The organism is Fictibacillus solisalsi (assembly GCF_900103485.1).
GTDB classification, from domain to species: domain Bacteria; phylum Bacillota; class Bacilli; order Bacillales; family Fictibacillaceae; genus Fictibacillus_C; species Fictibacillus_C solisalsi.
On the sequence record NZ_FNHW01000001.1, the window covers coordinates 1,738,990 to 1,751,987 of the forward strand.

Here is a 12,998-nt window from a genome sequence, read left to right on the forward strand (position 1 = left end):
AACATTCATCACCACCCGGGATAAAAAAAGCTTCTTTCTATAAAGTTTATGACGGACCTGCTTTCCATTTGCCTCTGATGATGAATTGCTGTCCAAACTTTTTTTGAAGGTCACTGATCAGCCGGTTCACATCTGCCTGCTTTTTTTCCTTTTCGAACGTAAAAAGATCCATTTGTTTATAGGCATTTTCACGGGGGATAACATCTGCCGCCGTAATGCCAAGAAGCCGGACAGGCTCTCCATTCCAATGCTTTTTAAATAAATTCAACGCCATTTCAAGGATGATGTCCTTGTCATGAAATGGGTTTTCAAGGGATTTGCTCCGCGTCACCGTCTTTCTGTCTGCATAACGTATAACAATCTGCAGATTTTGCCCCACTACTTTCTTTTGCTTCATCCTCCGTTCAACCGATTCGGCTAGGCTTTCAAAGACCCGTTTAATTTCTGGTTCATGATCCAGATCTTCTGCCAACGTGGTCGAATTTCCAACGGACTGAAATTCAGAAGCACGCTCGGGATTAACGGGCCGGTCATCGATGCCGTTGGCACGTTCCCACATCTTTATCCCATTGATTCCAAACCGGTGCTTCAGACTGTATGCATCTTCTTTTGCAAGGTCACCAATGGTGTGAATGCTGAATGTTTTCAACTTTTCTTCCGTTGCTTTGCCAATACCATGCATCTCTCCTACGCCGAGCGGCCAAAGGATGGTACTCATTTCTCTTTTTCTCAAAACCGTAATACCCATAGGTTTTTTCATGTCAGATGCCATTTTGGCAAGAAACTTATTGGGTGCGATTCCTATGCTGCAGGGCAATCCAAGCTCATGATAGATCCTGTTTTGTATTTCACCTGCGAGTTCAACCGGGTTCATGGATGATGCTGTCACGTCCAGATAGCCTTCATCAATGGATACAGGTTCAACAAGATCGGTATACTCTCTCAGGAGCTGAAACATCCGGTTCGACATCATTCTGTATTTTTGAAAATCGGGCCTGCGTACAATCAGGGAAGGACACAGTCTTTTTGCCTGCCAGAGGGTCATGGTGGTTTTAACACCAAACTTCCTCGCTTCATAACTGCATGTGACGATGATGCCCCTGCGTTCTTCGGGGTTTCCTGCAATCGCAAGCGGCTTGCCTTTTAATGTGGGATCCATCATGCTTTCCACAGAAGCATAAAAGCTATTCATGTCCACATGCAGAATAAATCTGCGCTTATGAGTTGAACGATCCATGTTCTTCCCTCTCCTTTTCATGGATTCCTTCATTATTATATGAAAAGAGAAACGAGAATAAAAGGCAAAAGCCCATCAAAAAAAGACAAGGCTTACCTTGTCTTCACCTCGTTTCTCAGCTGCTTCCCGGTGGCTTCAACCCATTCCACGTACTCCGAGCCATGAAAGTGCTGATTCATTTCTTTATGTAACCGTCCAAGTTGAAGCAGAAACTCCGCTCGATCTTCCTGCTTGCCCCATGTCCGAAGATATTCATATATTGAATTTTTTCCTTCGGTGGACATCTCCTGTTTCTTTGCTCCTTCTTCAGTAAGACTCACATACGAAATTCGCCGGTCATGATCCTTCTTCAGCATCTGCACCAGCCCTTTTTCTTTCAATCGTTTGATTACCTGCATGACGGTTGAAACATCCCATAATCCGAGTTGGGCAATACGTGATATGGTGGCTTCCTGTTCAAAGGATACAATCCACAAAATATGCTGCTCCGCTTGTGTCAGACCAAGCGCCTTAGCACATTTTTGCCAGTCTTCCTCTAAAACTTTATAGACTCCCCGCACATAATTCATCATCATATGCATGTCCGCAACTTCACTCATCCTATCCCTCCGGCTTTTCATCCAATTTAAGCATAATTTTCCACAATTAAACTACCACCAAATATACTAACTGCTGAGGTTCCTGTCAATTCAAACGTACAGCCCGTAATTGAGAATAAAAGAGGGCCAACACAATTTTATGGCTGGCCCTTTTTATTATTCTCCTGCAACCTCTTGGATAACTGCAACCACGATTTCAGCTGTTTTTACCAGTTCTTCAATCGGCATTTTTTCATTTTTTGTGTGAATGTCTTCATAGCCTACCGCCAGATTCACGGTTGGAATGCCATGTCCTGCGATCACGTTCGCATCGCTTCCACCGCCACTTTGAAGCAGGCGGTGAGGGCGGTTAACCCGTGCGGCGGCTTTTTTCGCCACTTCCACGACATGGTCGCCATCTCCGAATTTAAACCCTGGATACATCACCTTTACAGCAACATCTGCACGGCCGCCTAGGCTTTCTGCCGTGGATTCAAATGCTTCTTTCATCTTTGCAACCTGCTGTTCCATTTTTTCTGCGATGAGAGAACGCGCTTCTGCCAGGATGGAAACATGGTCGCATACAATATTGGTTTGCGATCCGCCTTCAAACCTTCCAATATTAGCTGTTGTTTCTTCATCAATGCGTCCAAGCGGCATTTTAGAAACGGCCTTGGCTGCAATGGTAATTGCCGACACACCTTTTTCCGGTGCAACACCGGCATGTGCGGTTTTTCCATAAATATCAACCATCAATTTGGCCTGGGTAGGAGCAGCAACAATGATGTCACCCACCTTGCCGTCACTGTCAAGCGCATAACCGAATTTGGCGGTAAGCTTGGAAGGATCAAGTTCTTTTGCTCCCACGAGGCCGGATTCCTCACCCACGGTAATGATGAATTGTATATCACCGTGCTTAATATTTTTTTCTTTTAAAATTTTCACGGCCTCAAGCATTGCCGAAAGGCCGGCCTTGTCATCCGCTCCGAGAATGGTGGTTCCGTCCGTAACAACATATCCGTCCTTAACAGAAGGCTTGACGCCAACACCGGGCACCACTGTGTCCATATGGGATGTGAAATAAATCGGATCGATTCCCTCTTTATTCCCCTTCAGTGTACAAATTAAATTGCCTGCTCCGTGTTCTGTTGTTGATTCGGCGTCATCTTCAAAAACTTCCACACCCAAATCAGTGAATTTTTTTGTTAATACTTTGGAAATCTCTTTTTCAAATTTTGTTTCGGAATCGATCTGAACCAATTCCAAAAATTCATCCAGCAATCGTTGTTCATTTACCATTATGTCTTTCCTCCATTATAACGGGATATTGCCATGTTTTTTCCAAGGCCGTTCTTCCTGTTTTGTGCGCAGCATTTCAAGAGCCTGGATGCACTTCATTCTTGTATCACGCGGATCGATCACATCATCAACCATGCCCCTTGCCGCCGCAACATACGGATTAGCAAACTTCGTGCGGTATTCATCGATCTTGGCCTGTCTGGTCGCTTCCGGATCCTCGCTCTGTTCAATTTCTCTTGCAAAAATTATATTGGCAGCTCCCTGTGGCCCCATCACGGCAATCTCCGCGTTTGGCCAGGCAAAAACCAGATCTGCTCCAATCGATTTGCTGTTTAACGCCACATAGGCCCCACCGTATGCCTTACGGGTGATTACGGTGATTTTCGGAACAGTGGCTTCGGAATATGCATAAAGAATTTTGGCTCCGTGTCTTATGATTCCGCCATGTTCCTGTTTAATTCCTGGAAAAAAACCGGTGACGTCCTCAAAGGTGATAATCGGAATATTGAAAGCGTCACAAAACCGAATAAAGCGCGATGCCTTATCCGAAGAATCAATATCAAGGCCGCCAGCCATCACTTTTGGCTGATTACATACTAATCCTACCACTTCTCCCTTGATCCTTGCAAAACCAACGACTATATTTCTCGCAAAATGAGCGTGCACTTCCAAAAACGTATCGGGGTCAACCACCTGCTCGATGACTTTTCGTACATCGTATGGTTTTGTGGAATCCACAGGTACCACGTCAGCAATATCAGGCCGGTCATCATCGCTTGCTTGCAGATTCCCTTCCTTGATTTCCGGTTTTTCTTTATTGTTCTGAGGCAGCAGTTCCACTAAAGCTCTCACCTGTTCGAGAACCTCGGCTTCCGTTTCACCCATAAAATGAGCATTTCCGCTTTTCGTACTGTGAACTTTTGCCCCTCCGAGATCTTCAGAAGAAATCTTTTCACCCGTCACGGTCTCTATTACTTTTGGTCCTGTAATGAACATCTGGCTCGTTTTTTCCACCATGAACACAAAGTCGGTAATTGCCGGTGAATATACTGCTCCGCCCGCGCATGGTCCCAGAATTACCGAGATTTGCGGTATTACTCCCGAATAGATGGAATTTCTGTAGAAAATTTGCCCATAGCCATCGAGTGAAACAACCCCTTCCTGGATGCGTGCTCCGCCTGAGTCATTCAATCCGATGAAAGGTGTACCATTCTTGGCTGCAAGGTCCATGACATTTGCGATCTTATGGGCATGCATCTCGCCAAGCGCACCGCCAAAAACGGTAAAATCCTGAGCAAACAGATAAACCGGACGGCCATGAATTTTTCCATATCCTGTGACAACACCTTCCCCGGGAGCCTTCATATTTTCCAGGCCAAAATCGGTACATCGGTGTTCAATAAAGGGATTCAGTTCAATGAAGCTGCCTTCATCAAGCAACAGGTCAATCCGTTCTCTGGCCGTTAATTTTCCCCGCTCATGCTGCTTGTCGATTTTATCATCTCCACCGCCGAGCTCGATTTCACGTTTTCTGTCATATAATTCATCCATTTTATCGTACATATCCATTTAGGAAGCACCTCCTTCAATTTCCGTTTTGTCACACAGCTCAAACAGCACCTTGTGTGAGGAAGAAGGATGAATAAACGCAATGGAAGCATCGCCGGCTCCTTTCACCGGTTTTTCCTGAATCATTTTGATGCCTGCATTTTTAAGCTCCCCGATCCGCTCTGAAATTCCTTCCACACCAAGGGCGACATGATGAACCCCCTGCCCCCGCTTTGTTATGAATTGCCGGATCGGGCTCTGTTCACTTAACGGTTCAAGCAGCTCGAGGCGACTCTCACCGATTTTGATAAAAGCCACTTTTACGTTTTGTGAAGGCACTTCCTCAATAGCTTCAAGTTTCAAACCGAGCGTGTTCACGTAAAACGGAAGTACTTCGTCCAAGGATTCGACTGCTATTCCAATATGATCGATCTTTTTGGGAGGCTCCATGCCTATTGAAACAGTGTAGCCGTCCCGGGCATGAACCGCTGCTTCAATGAACTTTGCCGTTTCAATAGTAGGTGTGCCCGGAGTAAATATTTTTTGGACGCCTGCTGATTCAAGAAACGGGATATCCTCCCATGGAATCACGCCTCCGCCAACGACGATGATATCATCCGCTCCGCGTTCCTTTAAAAGGGCCATTACTTCCGGAAACAGTTCATTATGGGCACCTGAAAGACACGATAAGCCAATGGCATCCACATCCTCCTGCACGGCGGCTGCTACGATTTGCTGCGGCGTCTGACGCAGCCCCGTATAGATAACCTCCATGCCATAATCGCGAAGAGCCTGAGATATAACCAGTGCTCCCCGGTCATGCCCATCAAGACCTGGTTTCGCAACCAACACACGTATTTTTTTATTCATTGTCCATCCACTCCTGTCTGTCTATACTCCCGCATACTCTCCGAACTCTTCCCGAAGAATGCCGCAGATCTCTCCGATCGTGCAATAATCACGTACACAGTCCACAATAAGCGGCATCAGGTTTTCTGTTCCCTTCGCTCCTTGGCGCAACGTTTCCAACCGAGCGCTCGCTCGGTCTTCGTCCCTTGAATTCCGCAATTGCTTCAGCTTTTCCTTCTGCTTTTCACCCAGGGTCGGGTCCACACGTAAAAGTTCCGGCCTCACTTCATTCTCAAGAGTGAACGAGTTCATCCCGACAATGATTTCTTCCCCTTTTTCGATCGCCTTTTGAGTTTCATAGGCTGTATGATGAATCTCCCGCTGCATGTACCCTTGCTCAACCGCAGCCACTGCCCCGCCAAGCGATTCAATTTTCTCTAGATATTTTCCTGCCTCTTCTTCCATGACATCGGTTAAGTGTTCCACATAGTAAGAGCCGGCTAGCGGGTCCACCGTATCTGCCACTCCACTTTCATGGGCGATAATCTGCTGGGTTCTGAGCGCAATTCTCGCAGAATCCTCAGTAGGAAGGGCAAGGGCCTCATCTCTTGAATTGGTATGCAAACTTTGTGTTCCTCCCATAACCGCCGCCAGGGCCTGCAGGGTAACCCTGACAATATTATTGTCCGGCTGCTGCGCCGTTAAGGTGGATCCCCCCGTCTGGGTATGAAAGCGAAGCTGCCAGCTTTTCGGATTTTGGGCTCCATATGTATCCTTCATCAATTTGGCCCAGATTCTCCTGGCAGCACGGAATTTGGCAATCTCTTCAAAAAACTGGTTATGAGCATTAAAGAAAAAGGCCAGCCTTGGCGCAAAATCATCAATATTCAAACCAGCTTCAATCGCGGCGTCCACGTAAGCTTTGCCATTAGCAATGGTAAAGGCAAGCTCCTGAACCGCATTTGCTCCTGCTTCGCGAATATGATAGCCCGATATGCTGATCGTATTCCATTTCGGCACCTGTTCTTTACAATACGCAAAAATATCAGTAATCAGCCTCATGGAAGGCTTGGGTGGAAAAATATAGGTTCCTCTTGCAATATATTCTTTTAAAATATCATTTTGAATAGTACCAGATATCTTATCCGGCGAAATACCCTGCTTTTCAGCCACCACGATATACATGGCAAGCAGTACGGATGCCGGGGCATTGATCGTCATTGACGTGCTCACCTGGTCAAGAGGAATCTCCCGTAAAAGCGCTTCCATATCTTCGAGCGAATCAATGGCAACCCCAACCTTCCCCACTTCTCCCTTGGACATGGAATGGTCGGAATCATAGCCAATCTGTGTTGGCAAATCAAAAGCGACGGAAAGACCGGTTTGACCCTGCTGCAATAGGTAACGAAACCGTTTGTTCGTCTCTTCAGCTGATCCAAAACCGGCATACTGCCTCATGGTCCAGTAGCGAGCCCGGTACATGGTCGGCTGTATTCCCCGTGTATAAGGGTATTCGCCCGGAAGTCCGAGTTTTTCTATATCATAGTTTACCTGATCTGCACCATATAGTCGGCTGATTTCAAATTTGGAACTGGTCTCGAATCGTTCCTTTCTCTCCGGAAACCGCTGCATGCTTTTCTCTGTGGCCAGCTTCCATTTTTTTACTCGCTCCTGATGTTTAATCATATGGTTGCCTCCTGTCACCTATCTTTCGACATTATCTTACCTATGATTACTTTCTTTTTGAAAACGCTTTTTCCTTCTTTTTCTCTTAAAATAAAGAGAAAACGCAGGAATCCTTGTGACATGTCATAATTCCTTGTACAATAACAGTGGATAAGGAGGGTTGGTATGTCCCAAAAAGTAATCAAGACCGTCGTTTTTATCATGCTGGCATCCTTGCTGCTGACAACCTTGCTGACCGGAATCAGCGCATTTTTTTAATAGAAGGCTGATTTCAAGCACTTTGGTGTTTTTGGATCATCTGTCTCGCATCATACACTCAATCACCCAGACAATGAAGGAAAAAATACAGCCTAATAAAAAAAATAAGCCTTCACGGCTTATTTTTTTTTATTATACGTCGCTTTTCTTGAAGGTTTTTTTGATCAGAAGGTAGCGTTCGATTTCGTTTAGGAGATGATGGAGCTTGGAGCGGGTTTCAAATTCCGCCCGGTCTTTTGGCAGATCCATCTCACGGAATGTTTCTCTCATTTTTTGGATGCTGTCCAGGTATATGACCGCCGTATTTCCAGGATGGACCGCTTCGCTCAGTTCTCCAAAAAAGTCTCCGAGAATATAACCCTGTATATACCGCTCATCAATGGATGACAAAATGGGGATCATCCGTTCAATCAGCTCCAGTTGCTTTTCCCTCATTTTGAAATAATGATAATACTCATTTTCATACCGCACTGTATGATTCTCCACGTCACGAAACGCCAGGTCTTTCCCTTCATCAATCAGCTGTGCTGATTTCGTGATCTCTTTTCCGTCCCACAAATGCTCGTGATCATACAAATAAGCACGAAACTCAAGGAAGATGGCTTTAAACTGGTCCTCCAGCTCTCCTTGAATCTTTTTGAGTGTAAGCTCCATGCTTGGCATATAGAGGTTAACCAGAAGCGCCATACCGATTCCGATGGTTATCAGTGCCACTTCATTTCCGGCTGCCTTCCAGCTGATATATTCCAGGGTATACAAATGAAGGATGATAACCGAGCTTGTAATGATCCCTTCTTTTAAATTCAACGCGACAAGCACGGGAATAAACATCAGGATCAAAAGTCCGATGCTCCATGGATGGTAACCAAGTACGGTGAAAAAAACAGCAGCGAACAGAATGCCGATGAGACAGGCGGCAAACCGCTCCCAGGAGGTGATCAGGGAACGCTTTTGGGTAACCTTAACGCAAAGAATCGTCAAAATTCCTGCCGAGCTGTAAAACTCAAGGCCGAGCCATTGAGCGATTCCGATCGCCAGTGCCGTTCCAATTGCTGTTTTTATTGTTCTGTAGCCGACTTTAATGGCTGGCATAGCTGTCTTCCTTTCTTACATTCTCTGATACACAATACTTATTATCTTGCAGGACAACTAGAAAAAGCGCAAGTTTCTTTAAGGCCTGAACTCAAAAAAAGAAGAGACCCTTCAAGGTCTCTTACAGTACTTTTTCAAGAAATGCTTGTGCTCTTTCGCTTTTTGGCTGAGCGAAAAATTTGGCCGGTACGGCATCTTCCACGAGAATACCGCCATCAAGAAACAATACCCGGTCTGCCACTTCCTTCGCAAAACCCATTTCATGCGTCACGATAGCCATGGTCATTCCGCTTTGAGCGAGTGATTTCATGACATCGAGCACTTCTTTTACCATTTCGGGATCCAGTGCAGAAGTAGGTTCATCAAACAGCATCACTTCAGGGTTCATGGCCAGCGCCCGGGCGATGGCCACACGCTGTTTCTGTCCGCCGGAAAGGCGGCCAGGATATTCTCCTTCTTTGTCCTCAAGTCCTACTCTTTTCAGCAATTCGCGGGCCGCAGCTTCCGCTTCGCGCTTTGGCATCTTGTTCACCGTTACCGGTGCGTAGGTCAGATTATCAAGAACGGTCATGTGCGGAAACAAGTGAAAATGCTGAAAGACCATACCGATCTTCTTGCGAATTTGCTGGATTTTGGATGCCTGGGTTGTAACCTCCTGGTCTTTGAACAATATCTTTCCTTCTGTCGGTTCCTCCAGCATATTGATGCAGCGGAGAAAAGTAGATTTACCAGACCCCGATGGCCCGATTACAGCTACGACTTCTCCCTGTCCGATTTCAGTCGAAATGCCTTTAAGGACTTCGTTTTTTCCAAATGTTTTATGAAGGTTTTCTATTTTAATCACCGCGGCTCATTCTCCTTTCAAGCATGCGTCCAAGAACCGTTAATGCCATTACCATGAGATAGTAAATGATCCCCGCTGTAATCAGCGGCTCAAAGTAACGATAGGTGTCTGCACCCACGATTTGGGCACGTCTCATAATATCTGTCGTACCAATTACGGCAATGATGGCAGATTCTTTGGTCAGCGTAATAAACTCATTCATCAGCGCCGGCAGAATATTTTTTAATGCCTGCGGTAAAATGATCTGACGCATCATGGAGCCATATGAAACACCGAGCGCCATGGAAGCCTCACGCTGTCCTTTATCCACCCCGTTGATTCCTGCACGGATAATCTCTGAAACATAAGCTGCAGAATTCAGCCCAAACGTTAATACGCCCGCCAGGAATGGCTCGATTTTATAACCGGTAAGCTGAGGAGTGGCATTATAAATAATCAAAAGCTGAAGAATGAGCGGTGTTCCCCGGAAAATCGAAGTGTACGCATCAGCTCCCCAACGGAGAACATTCACTTTGCTGATTTTAAACAGCGCAAGGATGGTTCCAAGTACAAACCCCAACAGTATGGATACGACCACGAACTTAAGGGTGGTCAGAATTCCCTTTAAGATGTAGGGAATAGAAGGCATGATAGTTGAAAAATCGACGATCGATTTCTTTTCTGCCTTTTTCTCTGTTTTCGGTTCAAACCATTTCTTCGCGTATTGATCGAGCTCCCCGTTCTTCTTCATGGCGGCAATTTCTTTGTTGAACTTCTCAGTCAGGTCGCTGCCTTTTTGGAAGGCTACCGCCGAACCTGCAGAAGCAGAACCGGGGATGACAAACGAACTGAGATCCGGGTTTTTGTTCAAATATTCAATGGCGACTCCGTCTTCGATGACGGCCGCATTAAATCGTTTAGACATGATTTCCTGTACCAGATCCGGTACTTTATTTCTTTTTTCAATGGTTACATTGTCCACTTTGTCCGCGATTTTCTTTGCTTCTTTTTCCTGGATAGAACCAAGCTGCACTCCAATCGCTTTTCCTTTGAGGTCCTCAATCTTTTTGATTTTCGGATCGTTTGTAACAATTAGTTGTTTCGCTTTATAATAGGTGTTGGAAAAATCCACTTTCTTTTTACGTTCGGCATTGGGCGTCATTCCCGCCATGACGAAATCCACCCGCTTTGCATCCAAAGCAGGCACAAGGCCGTTAAAATCCATATCCTTAATCACTAGATTATAGCCAAGCTTGTCCGCAATGTGTCTGGCCACATCGACGTCAAAACCAATAATCTTGTTGCCTTTCGCCGTATCGATATACTCATATGGCGCATAATCAGCAGAAGTTCCCATGACCAGCGTTTTGTTGTGTTTCTCCTTAGCTGCTGCCTGATGCTGTCCTGGCAGCACGTTCCCCGCCAGACTGAAAATGACCAGCAACACCAATGTCAGCAGCACATGCGTTTTTTTAAACATTCGTTATCCCCCAACTCTCTGATTGACCTCTATTTGAAATTTATGCATTCATATTTATTCAATATAATGCATTTTAACACAAAAAGTGAGGAAAGCTAGTTTTTTGATAATTCAGAATGTATTTCTATACATTTCTATGTATAATTTTTGCGTATCATCCTGTCGTTTTTAAAAAATGCCCCTGTCCAGAAATTCAGGACAGGGGCATTTTAATACTATTTGCAATAGGTGTTAAATGCACCAATCAGCTTGTTGACGACTTCCATCGGTTCGTGGCCTTCAATCTCGTGTCGCTGCACCATCATTTGAATCTCTCCGTCTTTCATGAGTGCGAACGATGGAGAGGAAGGAGGATAACCAGTAAAATATGATCTTGCATGCTCTGTTGCTTCTTTATCCTGTCCAGCGAATACGGTAACCAGTTGATCCGGACGTACACCTTGCTTTACGGAATAGGAAGCAGCAGGACGCGCAATACCGCCGGCGCAGCCGCATACCGAGTTGATCATCACAAGAGTAGTTCCTGATGTGGCAAACGCCTTATCAACATCGTCAGGTGTAGTTAACTGGATATATCCAGCTTCCACTATTTCCTGCCGGGCAGCTTCCACAGCATCGTTCATAAAAAAATTAAAGTTTAAGTTCATTGAAGACTCCCCTTTCTGTCTTTATTTTACCCGTTTTCTTCCGGAATACAAAGAAAAGACGCTTATCCGAAGCGTCTTTTCTTTAGGGGGTTATGGGGTATGGAGGTGTTGATAGTCATTACATACCCTTTTTCCCTTTTCATAAACCATTATTTTAATAAATCGTTGTATTGTCCGCTGAAATGCTCTCCAGCCGTTTTTTGACGGAGGCGAGGAATCTGCCGCACACTAAACCGTCAAGTACACGGTGATCGAGTGACAGGCAAAGATTCACCATGTCCCGAACTGCGATCATTCCGTTGTTCATGACCACAGGGCGTTTCACGATCGATTCTACTGAAAGAATCGCAGCCTGAGGATAATTAATAATTGGTGTAGACATGACCGAACCGAAGGAACCTGTGTTATTCACCGTAAAGGTTCCGCTCTTCATGTCATCAGCACCCAACCGGTTGCTGCGGACCTTCTCTGCCAATTCTTTGACTTCCCGGGCAACGCCTTTAATGCTTTTTTCATCCGCATTCTTAATAACCGGAACATAAAGAGCTGTGTCAGTTGCTACAGCAATGGAGATGTTTATGTCTTTTTTCTGGATGATCTTATCCCCTGCCCACATGGAATTCAATTGAGGGTAATCTTTAAGGGACTCTACTACAGCCTTGATAAAGAATGGAAGGAAGGTGAGATTGTATCCTTCTTTTGATTGGAACTCGTTCTTTACACTGTTGCGGTATTCAACCAGATTTGTGACGTCCACTTCTACCATCGTCCAGGCATGCGGTGCTTCATGCTTGCTTCTCACCATATTGGCCGCAATCGCTTTTCTGACGCCTGTGACCGGAATTTCAATATCACCAGGCAGACTTTCAACAGATGGTGCTGATTTAGGAGCCTGCTGTTGAGGAGCAGGTGTTTGTGCTTCAGGAGCCTTCACATTTGCCGCTTCCTGAATTGGTGCTTCAACTGCCGGAGCCGCCCCAGGTGATGGAATTGATCCTGTTTCAATCAGTTTCAACAGATCTTTGCGGGTAATGCGCCCGCCCATTCCTGTCCCTTCCACCTGGTTTAAGTCAATGTTATGTTCTCCCGCGAGACGGAGCACTGCGGGAGAAAAACGGCTTCCTGATTTTTCTCGTTTCGGACGGATTTTTTCCTCCGCGTCCGCACCCTTTTCTGGTTGGATAATCTCTTGTTGAACAGGTGCAGCTTTTTCCTCTTTCGGTTCAGTCTCGGCATTTCCGCCTTCTGTATCGATATAACAGATCAGCTCGCCTACTGCCAAAGTTTCTCCTTCCTGTGCAACCAATTCTTTAATGGTTCCTGTAAAAGAAGATGGAACTTCGGCATTCACTTTATCAGTCATTACTTCAGCCAGCGGGTCATACTTTTTCACTTGATCGCCTGGCTGGACAAGCCATTTGCTGATGGTACCTTCTGTTACGCTCTCCCCGAGCTGGGGCATTACAATTTTTTCGGTAGCCATGTGTTCATCCTCCTTGGC

The 12,998-nt window shown here is 45.6% G+C and carries 12 protein-coding genes; 1 reads left to right on the forward strand and 11 read right to left on the reverse strand.

Going from position 1 to position 12,998, the window contains the following annotated elements:
* Window positions 1-46: 46 nt before the first annotated feature.
* The 6 genes from BLT53_RS08930 to BLT53_RS08955 all read right to left on the reverse strand — a co-directional run bounded on the left by BLT53_RS08930 (window position 47) and on the right by BLT53_RS08955 (window position 7,143).
* Window positions 47-1,237, reverse strand: coding sequence for a DNA polymerase IV (locus tag BLT53_RS08930; protein ID WP_090234232.1), 1,191 nt, complete (start codon window positions 1,235-1,237; stop codon window positions 47-49).
* A 92-nt stretch (window positions 1,238-1,329) separates the two neighbouring features.
* Window positions 1,330-1,836: a winged helix DNA-binding protein gene (locus tag BLT53_RS08935; protein WP_170834286.1), complete on the reverse strand. Its 507-nt coding sequence runs from the start codon at window positions 1,834-1,836 to the stop codon at window positions 1,330-1,332.
* A 156-nt stretch (window positions 1,837-1,992) separates the two neighbouring features.
* Window positions 1,993-3,114, reverse strand: coding sequence for a tripeptidase T (locus BLT53_RS08940; RefSeq protein ID WP_090234236.1), 1,122 nt, complete (start codon window positions 3,112-3,114; stop codon window positions 1,993-1,995).
* Between the two features lie 15 nt (window positions 3,115-3,129).
* On the reverse strand, window positions 3,130-4,683 hold the full coding sequence (locus tag BLT53_RS08945) for an acyl-CoA carboxylase subunit beta (RefSeq protein ID WP_090234238.1): 1,554 nt from the start codon (window positions 4,681-4,683) through the stop codon (window positions 3,130-3,132).
* Window positions 4,684-5,532, reverse strand: coding sequence for a methylmalonyl-CoA epimerase (gene mce, locus BLT53_RS08950; protein WP_090234240.1), 849 nt, complete (start codon window positions 5,530-5,532; stop codon window positions 4,684-4,686). It abuts the gene before it with no gap.
* Window positions 5,533-5,553: 21 nt separating this feature from the next.
* Complete coding sequence (locus BLT53_RS08955) at window positions 5,554-7,143, reverse strand: acyl-CoA mutase large subunit family protein (RefSeq protein ID WP_425284700.1); 1,590 nt, start codon at window positions 7,141-7,143, stop codon at window positions 5,554-5,556.
* A gap of 219 nt (window positions 7,144-7,362) precedes the next feature.
* Here BLT53_RS08955 and prli42 point away from each other — a divergent pair, with 219 nt between their 5' ends.
* Window positions 7,363-7,455, forward strand: a complete 93-nt coding sequence (gene prli42 / locus BLT53_RS24985; protein WP_170834287.1) for a stressosome-associated protein Prli42 — start codon at window positions 7,363-7,365, stop codon at window positions 7,453-7,455.
* A 132-nt stretch (window positions 7,456-7,587) separates the two neighbouring features.
* Here prli42 and BLT53_RS08960 read toward each other — a convergent pair whose 3' ends face one another.
* The 5 genes from BLT53_RS08960 to BLT53_RS08980 form a co-directional block, all read right to left on the reverse strand.
* The gene (locus tag BLT53_RS08960; protein WP_090234243.1) at window positions 7,588-8,547 is read right to left on the reverse strand and encodes an aromatic acid exporter family protein; all 960 of its coding nucleotides are present in this window, start codon (window positions 8,545-8,547) and stop codon (window positions 7,588-7,590) included.
* 121 nt (window positions 8,548-8,668) lie between these two features.
* Window positions 8,669-9,391 carry an amino acid ABC transporter ATP-binding protein gene (locus BLT53_RS08965; protein WP_090234245.1) on the reverse strand — a complete coding sequence of 241 codons (723 nt, stop codon included), beginning with the start codon at window positions 9,389-9,391 and terminating at the stop codon, window positions 8,669-8,671.
* Entirely contained in the window at window positions 9,384-10,850 is a 1,467-nt protein-coding gene (locus BLT53_RS25615; RefSeq protein ID WP_090234246.1) for an ABC transporter substrate-binding protein/permease, read from the reverse strand. The genes BLT53_RS08965 and BLT53_RS25615 overlap by 8 nt, the downstream gene beginning before the upstream one ends.
* A 215-nt stretch (window positions 10,851-11,065) precedes the next feature.
* Entirely contained in the window at window positions 11,066-11,497 is a 432-nt protein-coding gene (locus BLT53_RS08975) for a BrxA/BrxB family bacilliredoxin (protein WP_090234248.1), read from the reverse strand.
* A 154-nt stretch (window positions 11,498-11,651) separates the two neighbouring features.
* Entirely contained in the window at window positions 11,652-12,980 is a 1,329-nt protein-coding gene (locus BLT53_RS08980) for a dihydrolipoamide acetyltransferase family protein (RefSeq protein ID WP_090234249.1), read from the reverse strand.
* Window positions 12,981-12,998 lie beyond the last annotated feature (18 nt).

Bases quoted from the DNA above. Each gene is read 5' to 3' on its own strand.
- BLT53_RS08930 (WP_090234232.1), bottom strand. From the start codon at position 1,237: ATGGATCGTTCAACTCATAAGCGCAGATTTATTCTGCATGTGGACATG.
- BLT53_RS08960 (WP_090234243.1), bottom strand. From the start codon at position 8,547: ATGCCAGCCATTAAAGTCGGCTACAGAACAATAAAAACAGCAATTGGA.
- BLT53_RS25615 (WP_090234246.1), bottom strand. From the start codon at position 10,850: ATGTTTAAAAAAACGCATGTGCTGCTGACATTGGTGTTGCTGGTCATT.
- BLT53_RS08945 (WP_090234238.1), bottom strand. From the start codon at position 4,683: ATGGATATGTACGATAAAATGGATGAATTATATGACAGAAAACGTGAA.
- BLT53_RS08955 (WP_425284700.1), bottom strand. From the start codon at position 7,143: ATGCAGCGGTTTCCGGAGAGAAAGGAACGATTCGAGACCAGTTCCAAA.
- BLT53_RS08975 (WP_090234248.1), bottom strand. From the start codon at position 11,497: ATGAACTTAAACTTTAATTTTTTTATGAACGATGCTGTGGAAGCTGCC.
- BLT53_RS08935 (WP_170834286.1), bottom strand. From the start codon at position 1,836: ATGAGTGAAGTTGCGGACATGCATATGATGATGAATTATGTGCGGGGA.
- mce (WP_090234240.1), bottom strand. From the start codon at position 5,532: ATGAATAAAAAAATACGTGTGTTGGTTGCGAAACCAGGTCTTGATGGG.
- BLT53_RS08940 (WP_090234236.1), bottom strand. From the start codon at position 3,114: ATGGTAAATGAACAACGATTGCTGGATGAATTTTTGGAATTGGTTCAG.
- BLT53_RS08980 (WP_090234249.1), bottom strand. From the start codon at position 12,980: ATGGCTACCGAAAAAATTGTAATGCCCCAGCTCGGGGAGAGCGTAACA.
- prli42 (WP_170834287.1), top strand. From the start codon at position 7,363: ATGTCCCAAAAAGTAATCAAGACCGTCGTTTTTATCATGCTGGCATCC.